Source organism: Oculatella sp. FACHB-28, assembly GCF_014696015.1.
Taxonomy (GTDB): Bacteria; Cyanobacteriota; Cyanobacteriia; order Elainellales; family Elainellaceae; genus JAAUTN01.
Map to the genome: position 1 here is coordinate 133,140 of NZ_JACJPJ010000041.1, position 9,324 is coordinate 142,463.

A 9,324-nucleotide genomic window follows, 5' to 3' on the forward strand; every position below is an offset into this window, starting at 1 on the left:
CGCGGCTTCGCCGCGCTACCATTCACGTAGGAAGTCTATTCTTGCTGTCTCGACGACCAACTCTTCTTTAAGATTGAAAACAGCTTCAGGTCATGGAAGCTTCCTTTCCAGTAACCATGTTCTCGCAGTATTCCTTCTTCCTCAAAACCTAGCTTCTCCAATAGCCTGATTGAGGCTATGTTTTCTAGCATTACCCTTGCTTCAATGCGGTTAAGCCCCATCTCTTGAAAGCCAAAATTGATCATGGCTCTCAAAGCTTCTGTCATAATGCCTTTTTGCCAGTGGATTTTGGCAAGTTCGTAGCCAATCTCTGCACGAAAGGAGTTTTTGACCCAAGAACTGTAGCCACATGACCCCATAATCACGTCATTTGTCCTACAGGCGATGCCCCAACGAATTCTCTGTCCGCTCTTAAAGAGTTCTGCTCGACGATTAATCAAAAACTGTGCCTGATCAAGCCTCGTCGCAGTATCTAGATCGTGATACTTTGTCACGCTGGCATCTGAAAAGATTTTAAAGACGGCTTCTGCGTCGGACAGTTGAATTTGCCGCAAAATTAAGTTTTCGGTTTCTAACTGCGGGAATTTGTCAAACAGTTCCATTGCCTTTCCCCTCAACTCTTCGCAAGTTTTCAGGACAAGTCACATAATAGGCTTAGAAAACTGCTTTACTGTGACGTCGGAGGTTGAGTTCCGTTGCACTCTACCCAGCATCCTCTCCAACCGGGACAAACTTTTCAAAGTTTTGGCTCCCATTTTACTTATCGGGTCGTCGGTCCCTGCTGTCGTTTGTTTGATCGGGAGGAACTTCCGTGGCCCTGCTGTCGCCTCCAGTGGCAGGGGAAGGAACCTAGTTGGCGACGCATCGGTAAACGCTTTGTAGTTGACCTTGCAACCCAAAATTCGCCGTCCTACTCGGTCGAGATTTTAGGGCAGGAATATTTTGGAGAGCCGATTGTGCTAACTCTATACGCGGTGAAGCTACCACAGCCCGTGAAGGAGTGGTGGCATTCAAAAAAGGCGAAGGATGAGGCTTAGGAGCGTAGGGTGTAGAGATTAGTTGGAGGAGGGGCGGGGCGGTTCCTTCGGAATTGCGCTTTGCCCTGATCGCAGCAAATCTTGCAACCGTGAATCTACAAAATCTGGAATTACGAGCATTGCGCCCAACTCATAAAGCTTCTGGGGAGATTGAGTTGAGGCAAGCCCAATAGTTGGAATTCCGGCGCTGACAGCAGAACACATCCCTGAAGGAGAATCCTCAAATGCCAGCGTAGTTTCTGGCGACGTTTCCAGAAAATTCATTGCTACCTGGTAAGGCATGGGGTCAGGTTTCCCTTTGGGCAAGTCGTCCCCCAGCACAACTACCGCAAAGGAATCTCGAATTCCCAAAACTTGCAACATGAACTCAGCGTTTTCTTTAGGAGCGTTCGTCACCACTCCTTGTTTAAGCCCTTGAACCTTTGCCCAAGCGACCAGTTCAAACAACCCAGGCAAAGGAGTCAGTAAGGTTTCAGCACGTTTGCGAAATTCGGCTTCCTTGCGATCGCCCAATTCTTGCCCCTCTTCAGGGGAAAGCTGAGGGAGTAAATCCTGGATGATTTGAACATTGAGCTTGCCGCTAAAGCGGGTTCTGTAGAACTCACTATCGATTTCGATCCCATACTCCCTTAGAACTTCCTGCCAAGTCTGAAAGTGGATGGGGTCGGAGTCAACCATGGTCCCATCCAGGTCAAACAAAAGTGCCTTGAGCATGGTTTCCCCTGCAGTAGTTGTAGAAGGATTCGGTTAGCCAAATGTGGACTCGTTCCAGCCCCACATGTAGCCTTTGGCATCTGCGAATTCGATGTAGGTGCGATCGCTTGCAATTCCCAATGCCTGATTAATCTGCTGGCAAAAATCTCGGCTCATCGCTTGAGTTAACGTTGGGCTCATCGACCCAACACTTTTCACCTCGATGTAGCAGACGGGATCGGTCGTGCCTGCAAAAGTCATCGACACATTGGGTTCAAATGCGGTCATCACATAAGATTCTGGTTTACCCAAATGTTTTGACAGGCTCTTTGACAGGTTTTTCAGCAACGTCTCAACTTCAGACTTCTCGGGAGCCGAAATAGAGGTTTGAACTTTAATCAATGGCATAAAACTTGATCACCCACCGTAATTCCAACCTGTGCTTTCTAAAAGCAGCGGATCGCCTTCGCGATGAACGCCAGCAGCAATGACTTCACCCACAAAAACAGTGTGATCGCCATGCTCAACTGCGCTGACTACCCGACACTCTACATAGCCGAGCGAGTCAGAAATAATTGGACAGCCTGTTGCTTCACCAAGGTAAAACTCAATGTCTTCAAACTTATTGCCAACCCGACGCTGAGGTTTAAAGAATTTTTGAGCAACCTCTTTTTGCCCTGCGTCCAGAACGCTGAGTGCAAAGACCTGGCTGGATTTGATCATGGCGTGAGATTTAGAATCTTGCTTCACGCAGTTCACAACCAGCGGCGGCTGAAAAGAAGCCTGCATCACCCAGCTAGCCGTGTAGCCGTTCACCTCTTCGCCCTCTTTCACGCCGCACACATAAAGTCCATGAGGAATCTTACGCAATATTGTTTTTTTAGCCTGTTCGTCTAACAAGGGTTCTACGTCTCATACGCGCTACGCCATTCAGTTTAATATCAAACCCCGGCGTAGTATCTTCTTTCTCTTCAAAGCTCAAACCTAGTGATAGCTCGATCGCTAGTCGTTTAACTTGAGGCTGAAATGGAAAGAGGTGATCGCCATTCCCTGGCGAAAGTAAAAGCGATGTGCTCTGACGCGGTGTGTGCCGCTGTCAAGCTGGAGGGAGATGCAGTTTTGAGATCTAGCATAGTCAGTCAGCCAATTCAGCAAGGACTTGCCGTGCCCTTTAGAGCGTTCTGAATCATCTGAGACTAAATCATCGACATACAAAAACCGCCCATTAGCTAGCATTTCTAGGATTCTGAATCCAGCGATCGCCTTCACCCCATTCTCTTCCAAGTACACCAGATGGTAGCCATTCTCCTGCTGACGCTTGACTTGCTCCACAAAGGCAGTCTCGGTCAGATGGGGTCGAAGCTGAACAACGACTGGAAAACACTTTGCAATATCAGCGTCAGCGGTAGCGAATTCAATCGACACAACAGCAATCTCCCCACGTACAATTCTTAACTCGCAGAGTCATCTTTGCATAATGACAGACGCTTCAGAATCTCATAGGCTGAATTCATATCAATGATGCTGGCTAGATTATGGCTCGACTCAAAATTGTGAATCAGTTTGACAGCAGCTTTACGCTTGATCCAGAGGCGAAGGCAGCTTTGTTTGAACTGTTGACTCAGGAGAATTTTTTGGCACAGGTAGGTCAGGCTGTGACGTGCGATCGCCTCGAATTTACCCAACTGCTATTTCAACCTATCCCTTACACCGAAGCTGCGCCCAAAGGGATGCCCGTTGAATACGAAAAATATCACGAGTCTCCAGACTACGCCATCATCAACGTGCCGCCCAACTTCATGTTTAAGGCAAAAATTTTTCAGCCCAGTCGCCTCTGTGCAATTTATCGAAAAAGATGACTTCCACTCCCAACATTCCATCACTGGACAGCCTGGATTACATTCCTTATATCGACCAGAACGGGCAACTGACCGACCAGTTTGAAGGCAAGGTCGGCGTATATGCCATCTTTGACCAAGAGAAAACTCTGCAATTTATCGGCTATTCCCGTGATGTCTACCTCAGCCTTAAACAGCATTTAGTCCGGCAACCGCAACATTGCTATTGGCTAAAAGTCCAAACGATAGAGCGTCCTAGCCGTACTGTCTTGGAAGAAATCCGAGACGCCTGGATTGCTGAAAACGGTACGTTGCCTTCAGGAAACAGTGCAGATGAGGCTTTATGGAATCAGCCGATTGATGCTAAGCCTGCAATGACAGCCGCTGAGCAAGCAAGCTATGCGGCAGGTGATGGATTAACTCAAATCAAGCTGCTCAAGCAAGCAGCACGACGGGTAGAAGAGCAACTTTTAGCCGCGCTTGAAGCTCGTGGGGTGCAAATGCAAATCCGGTTTAATCCCAAACTTAAGGAAAGTGGATTACTCGATTTGAAGTGATCGTTGGGTAATTTATACTTCTAGATCCATGACACCAGCGCTCCTGAATAACCGCTATCAAGTCATCCAGACACTAGGGGCTGGTGGCTTCGGCACAACTTTTCTGGCTGAAGACATTCAGATGCCCTCTCGGCGAAAGTGTGTGATCAAACAGCTCAAGCCGATCGCCAATAATCCAGAAATTTACCAGCTTGTGCAGGAGCGGTTTCAGCGAGAAGCAGCAATTTTGGAGGAGTTGGGTGATGGAAATAGCCAAATTCCTCGCCTCTATGCCTATTTTTCAGAAGAAGGTCTTTTCTATCTGATTCAAGAATGGGTTGAAGGCGTAACCCTGAGAGACAAAGTTCAGGCAGAAGGTGTCGTGACGGAAGCGATCGCCCAACAAATTCTGCGCGATATTCTGCCTGTCCTAACTTACGTCCACGATCAGCGCATTGTCCACCGAGACATCAAACCCGACAACATTATTCTTCGCAAACGAGACGGAAAGCCCGTTCTTATTGACTTTGGAGCAGTTCGAGAAACCATGGGAACGGTTGTCAATTCTCAGGGCAACTCGGCTAGCTCGATTGTGATCGGTACACCGGGTTTTATGCCTTCTGAGCAGGCAGCAGGGCGACCGATGTATTCTAGCGACCTGTACAGTCTAGGGTTGACGATGATCTACATGCTGACTGCACGGTTTCCGCAGGAGCTAGATCTCGACCCTCGCACAGGAGACATTACCTGGCGGAAATATGCGGCTCAGGTGAGTTCTACATTTGCTGACCTGCTGGACAAGGCGATTCAGTATCATCCACGCGATCGCTTTGCGATGGCTGATGAAATGCTAACTGCGTTGAAGAGCAGTGTGAGTACTCACTCAGGCTCACCTGTGCCACCAACCCTACCGCCCCAAACTTTCCATCAGAACCATCAAGATTTACCTTTGTCTATTGATTCCCCCAGCCCTGTTCCGGCTACCATAATTAGTGCTCAAACGCCTCAAACCATCCATCAGCCTGAGCAGTCAAACGGGAACCCCCTTGCTGCTCGGCTAACTGATTGGTCTGCAAAAGAAGTTCCCCATGAAATTCTGGGTTGGAACTGGGGTGCGTTTATGATGCCTGGGCTTTGGTGCCTTAGTAATCAGGTTTGGATCGGGTTGATAGCCTGGACAGGCACTTTTACTGGTGGCATCGGTTGGCTGGTAGCAGCAGGCTTGTTGGGCACAAAAGGCAATGAGTGGGCTTGGAAAAGTCGCAGATGGACCAGTGTAGAAGCATTCAAGGCGCACCAAAAAACCTGGGCGATCGCAGGCTCCATAGTCTGGGGCAGCATTTTTTCTTTACTGGGAGTGCTGGTCGTCGCTGCAATCATCAATCCCGAAGCATTTGAAACACCAGAAGAGCAAAACGTTCCCAGACCGCTTGGTTCAGGACAACTTTTCTCACCTGTGAGTGCTGAACTTGATACCAGTCGACCTACTGACGGAAATCTTATCGAGATTTTTGGTGGGAGCGATCGCCGATCCAACTAAGAGATCAACAGTCAAATTCGTCGCCTAATAGCGGTAGGAGCATAGCATTCGAGCAAAAATCTTTGGACTATTCCAGGGTCTACCTGCCGAATGCCACGCCCTTACAGATACTCGCTAAAGAAATTAAAGGCGTTATTCTCTCATCAAGAATAACGCCCTTAATTAGTGGACAGCAGATTGTTCTATCAAGCTTACTTGATAGAAACTTTGCCGCCTGCTTCTTCGATCTGCTTCTTAGCGTCTTCCGCTGCTTCTTTAGCGATTGCTTCCTTCACAGGCTTGGGTGCAGCCTCGACTAAATCCTTGGCTTCTTTCAAGCCTAGACCTGTCAAAGTCCGTACCACCTTAAGAATTGCAATCTTCTTATCCGCAGGGACTTCTTCCAAAATTACATCGAATTCGGTCTTTTCTTCGACCTCTTCAGCCGGAGCTGCAGCAGCCGGAGCTGCCATTGCAAAACCACCCATAGGGGCAGCAGCCGTGACACCAAAGGCTTCTTCAATTTGCTTCACTAGATCAGCCGCTTCTAGTAAGGTTAGCGACTTAAGCTTCTCAAGAATCTCATCAGTCGTAGCAGACATAGAATTACTCCAATGTTTAGTTTCTATCTTGGTCTAAAGGTTTAGCTTGAGCTCTTACAGCCTGAATTTTGAAGAATATTCAGAACCTAAAGGATGACTAAGCCGCTTCTTGGTCTTGGTCTTTGTCCTTGTCTGCAACCGCTTGCAAAACGCGAGCCAAAGACGCAGGAACTTCGTTGATACCTGTAGCAAGCTTGGTTGCAACCGCGTTGATCGCACCAGCCACTTGACCCATCAGTTGTTCCTTCGATGGCAGATCTCCGATCGCCTTCACATCGGCTTCGCTGAGGGCACGTCCCTCCATCACTCCACCACGGATGGTGGTCTTCTTAGAGGCTTTTTGGAAATCCTGGTAAGCTTTAATCGCTCCACCAATATCATCCTTAACCAGCAGGAACGCAGAGGATTCTTTACAGAACTCCGTAATCGGCTCCCAGCTCGCATCGCCATCTACAGCGAATCGCATCAACGTATTTTTGGTGACCGTACAGGATGTCCCTGTAGGACGCAGTCGGTTCCGCAAATCCGTGATTTCAGCAACAGACAACCCTTTGTAGTCAATGACGAGCGCCAGTTGAGACTGGCTCAACTCATCCTTGAGTTCGGCTACAATTGCCTGCTTATTCTCCAGTGTTCTACCCATACATCTCTCACCTCCTGAATCGGGTACAAACGACCAAACCTGCTGCCCTTTCCAATTTCCTAGAGAAAGCCTTACAAACCAAAAACCCCGGACATTTAGCCGGGGCTCTCGCAGCTTTTCGATTTCTGCAACCCCCTCTCTACAAAAAGGTTTCAGAAACCGAAAAACTGGGAAAAACCTCGGCAGGACAATTAAGCTTGTAGCACCTGCTGTCTCTGGCTTTAACTATTCAATTGAAGAATTGGGCAATAAACCTTTGCTTTTCTAAAATAATCAATTCTAGAAGATACAGCCTAGCTTCCAGAATAGCGTGAATTGCCTAAGCCACATCCCCTAATTTTAGATCGCGCAAAGCGTTCACATCAATCTGAATGGATGGTCCCATTGTGGCAGACACATACACAGATCTCCAGTAGCGACCTTTAGCACCAGATGGACGGTTGCGGTCGATCGTCTCTTGCAGCGCTTTTAGGTTGGTTAGCAGGTCTTCTGGTGTAAAGGTGGCTTTGCCAAACATGACATGGACAATTCCAGTGCGGTCGGCGCGGAACTCTAGTTTTCCGGCTTTGAATTCGGCGATCGCTTGCGTCACATCAAACGTTACCGTACCACCCTTTGGAGAAGGCATTAAACCGCGAGGACCTAACAATCTACCCAACTTGGCGACTTGAGGCATCATGTCTGGCGTTGCCACCAGTACGTCAAAATCCATCATGCCCTTCTGGATCTCATCAATCAGTTCCTCAGAGCCAGACAAATCAGCACCAGAATTTGTCGCCTCTGTCACCTTTTCACCTCTAGCAATCACCGCCACCCGAATCGTTTGTCCGGTTCCTTTAGGCAGCGCTACAGTAGTCCGCAATTGCTGGTCGGTGTACTTTGGGTCAATCCCCAAGCGAATGTGGGCCTCAGCCGACTCAGGAAACTTAGCAGTCGCCGTCTCCTTGAGCAATGTCAAAGCTTCTAGAGGCTCATAAGGACGATCCTCAACCTTCTTCTGCAGTTCCTGTAATCGACGCGATAACTTCTTTGTCATTCTTTCCATCCCTGGGGTGCTAACGAGTTTAACTCTCCCCCACTAAGGTTTACATTCGACAAGTTCACCTTGGTGAACTTTTATTCCTTAATCGTCACGCCCATATTTCGAGCAGTGCCTTCGACAATCTTCATTGCCGCCTCAATGTCATTTGCATTCAGGTCAGGCATCTTGGCTTGAGCAATTTCTTGCAATTGTGCTCGGGTTAGAGAACCTACTTTCTTCTTGTTGGGCTCACCTGAACCTCGCTCGATTCCCGCTGCCTTACGAATCAGTACAGACGCAGGAGGAGTCTTTAGAATGAACGTAAAACTGCGATCTTCGAAGACAGAGATCTCTACGGGAACAACCAAACCCACCTGATCAGCAGTTCGGGCGTTGTATTCCTTGCAAAACATCATGATATTGACCCCGTGCTGACCCAGCGCGGGACCAATCGGAGGAGCAGGGTTTGCCTTTCCTGCCGTAATCGCTAACTTAATGACCGCAACAACCTTTTTTGCCATTGACCTGCTAACTCTGTTTTTGAACCTGATTGAATTCCAACTCTACGGGCGTATCTCGACCAAAGATTGAGAGCAAGGCTTTGAGCTTACTACGCTCTGGGCTAACTTCAATCACTTCCCCTTCAAAATCTTTGAAAGGGCCAGACAGCACCAAGATTTTGTCTCCCGCTGCCATGTCAATTTTGACAATTGGTTTTTGCTCTTGAGCCTGCTTAAAGATTCGCTCTACTTCTGAAGCCCCCAAAGGCATCGGTTTGACATGCCCTCTTCCTCTTCCATAGCGGCGCTTCTGTTCAGCCCCAACAAAGTTAATCACATTGGGTGTGTTCTTAACGACCTGCCAGGTATCATCATCCATCACCATACGGATCAAGACATAGCCTGGAAACACTTTTTCCGCCGTTTCCTTTGGCTTGCCGCCTTTCTGCGGTTTCAGAATCGGCGTTTGAGGAATTTCGATCTGGACGATGCGGTTTGCCACATCCAGGGTTTCGATCCGTTGTTCCAGGTTCATCTTTACTCGCTTTTCACAGCCAGAAGCAACCTGAACGGCATACCAACGAGCCGATCGCTCAAGCTCAATGGCACCTTCCTCTTCTTCGGGTGAAAACACGTTGTCTGATTCGTCTGATGCAAAAGTCATTAAAATACCTTTCCAGCAGCCCAACTGAAGAAATTGTCAACAAAGTAAATGAGGCTGGCAGAGAGCGTCACCATAAGGATGACTGCCAAAGATTCGCTGATTAGCTGCTGGCGACTAGGCCAAACAACTTTATCTAGCTCCTCCTTAGTCCCTTGTAAAAAACTATTGACACTAAAGCCAGCAGATGTCTCCTGCGCTTCTGTCTCGTCTTTCTTTGCCACAGTCCTGATTCCCTCTTGGTGCGAGTCGGAATAGCTAAGTCAAAACTGCG

General features: G+C 48.3%; 15 protein-coding genes and 1 other annotated feature. Of the genes, 4 read left to right on the plus strand and 11 right to left on the minus strand.

Annotated elements, in window-relative coordinates; all coding sequences use genetic code 11:
* Positions 1–35 precede the first annotated feature (35 nt).
* Positions 36–602 (minus strand): GNAT family protein, encoded by a 567-nt coding sequence (locus tag H6F88_RS05510; protein WP_190641734.1) that lies wholly within the window; start codon positions 600–602, stop codon positions 36–38.
* Positions 603–695: 93 nt separating this feature from the next.
* Here H6F88_RS05510 and H6F88_RS05515 point away from each other — a divergent pair, with 93 nt between their 5' ends.
* On the plus strand, positions 696–1,037 hold the full coding sequence (locus H6F88_RS05515) for a hypothetical protein (protein ID WP_190641735.1): 342 nt from the start codon (positions 696–698) through the stop codon (positions 1,035–1,037).
* Between the two features lie 18 nt (positions 1,038–1,055).
* Here the strand turns inward: H6F88_RS05515 and H6F88_RS05520 are convergent, their stop codons facing one another.
* The 4 genes from H6F88_RS05520 to H6F88_RS05535 form a co-directional block, all read right to left on the minus strand.
* Complete coding sequence (locus H6F88_RS05520) at positions 1,056–1,751, minus strand: HAD family phosphatase (RefSeq protein ID WP_190641736.1); 696 nt, start codon at positions 1,749–1,751, stop codon at positions 1,056–1,058.
* Between the two features lie 33 nt (positions 1,752–1,784).
* Positions 1,785–2,138 carry a phenylpyruvate tautomerase MIF-related protein gene (locus H6F88_RS05525; protein WP_190641737.1) on the minus strand — a complete coding sequence of 118 codons (354 nt, stop codon included), beginning with the start codon at positions 2,136–2,138 and terminating at the stop codon, positions 1,785–1,787.
* 9 nt (positions 2,139–2,147) lie between these two features.
* Positions 2,148–2,630 carry a flavin reductase family protein gene (locus H6F88_RS05530; RefSeq protein ID WP_190641738.1) on the minus strand — a complete coding sequence of 161 codons (483 nt, stop codon included), beginning with the start codon at positions 2,628–2,630 and terminating at the stop codon, positions 2,148–2,150.
* A gap of 102 nt (positions 2,631–2,732) precedes the next feature.
* The gene (locus tag H6F88_RS05535) at positions 2,733–3,155 is read right to left on the minus strand and encodes a GNAT family N-acetyltransferase (RefSeq protein WP_190641739.1); all 423 of its coding nucleotides are present in this window, start codon (positions 3,153–3,155) and stop codon (positions 2,733–2,735) included.
* 110 nt (positions 3,156–3,265) lie between these two features.
* On the opposite strand from H6F88_RS05535, the gene H6F88_RS05540 reads away from it, so the two are divergent.
* Genes H6F88_RS05540 through H6F88_RS05550 form a run of 3 tightly spaced genes read left to right on the plus strand, consistent with a single transcriptional unit; the run spans position 3,266 to position 5,644 of the window.
* A complete protein-coding gene (locus tag H6F88_RS05540; protein WP_190641740.1) occupies positions 3,266–3,589 on the plus strand; it encodes a hypothetical protein in 324 nt (107 codons plus the stop codon).
* The gene (locus tag H6F88_RS05545; RefSeq protein WP_190641741.1) at positions 3,586–4,125 is read left to right on the plus strand and encodes a GIY-YIG nuclease family protein; all 540 of its coding nucleotides are present in this window, start codon (positions 3,586–3,588) and stop codon (positions 4,123–4,125) included. Before H6F88_RS05540 ends, H6F88_RS05545 begins: the two co-directional genes overlap by 4 nt.
* Positions 4,126–4,153: 28 nt before the next feature.
* The gene (locus H6F88_RS05550) at positions 4,154–5,644 is read left to right on the plus strand and encodes a serine/threonine-protein kinase (RefSeq protein ID WP_190641742.1); all 1,491 of its coding nucleotides are present in this window, start codon (positions 4,154–4,156) and stop codon (positions 5,642–5,644) included.
* A gap of 191 nt (positions 5,645–5,835) precedes the next feature.
* Here H6F88_RS05550 and rplL read toward each other — a convergent pair whose 3' ends face one another.
* From rplL to secE, 6 genes are all read right to left on the minus strand, one after another.
* Positions 5,836–6,225: a 50S ribosomal protein L7/L12 gene (gene rplL, locus H6F88_RS05555; RefSeq protein ID WP_190641743.1), complete on the minus strand. Its 390-nt coding sequence runs from the start codon at positions 6,223–6,225 to the stop codon at positions 5,836–5,838.
* Positions 6,226–6,322: 97 nt separating this feature from the next.
* Positions 6,323–6,868, minus strand: a complete 546-nt coding sequence (gene rplJ / locus H6F88_RS05560) for a 50S ribosomal protein L10 (RefSeq protein WP_190641744.1) — start codon at positions 6,866–6,868, stop codon at positions 6,323–6,325.
* Between the two features lie 70 nt (positions 6,869–6,938).
* Positions 6,939–7,105: a sequence feature (ribosomal protein L10 leader region), on the minus strand.
* 82 nt (positions 7,106–7,187) lie between these two features.
* Positions 7,188–7,904, minus strand: a complete 717-nt coding sequence (rplA, locus tag H6F88_RS05565; protein ID WP_190641745.1) for a 50S ribosomal protein L1 — start codon at positions 7,902–7,904, stop codon at positions 7,188–7,190.
* Between the two features lie 80 nt (positions 7,905–7,984).
* Positions 7,985–8,410 (minus strand): 50S ribosomal protein L11, encoded by a 426-nt coding sequence (rplK, locus tag H6F88_RS05570; RefSeq protein WP_190641746.1) that lies wholly within the window; start codon positions 8,408–8,410, stop codon positions 7,985–7,987.
* 7 nt (positions 8,411–8,417) lie between these two features.
* Positions 8,418–9,053: a transcription termination/antitermination protein NusG gene (gene nusG, locus H6F88_RS05575; RefSeq protein WP_190641747.1), complete on the minus strand. Its 636-nt coding sequence runs from the start codon at positions 9,051–9,053 to the stop codon at positions 8,418–8,420.
* Positions 9,053–9,274 (minus strand): preprotein translocase subunit SecE, encoded by a 222-nt coding sequence (secE, locus tag H6F88_RS05580; RefSeq protein WP_190641748.1) that lies wholly within the window; start codon positions 9,272–9,274, stop codon positions 9,053–9,055. The genes nusG and secE overlap by 1 nt, the downstream gene beginning before the upstream one ends.
* Between the last annotated feature and the right edge of the window lie 50 nt (positions 9,275–9,324).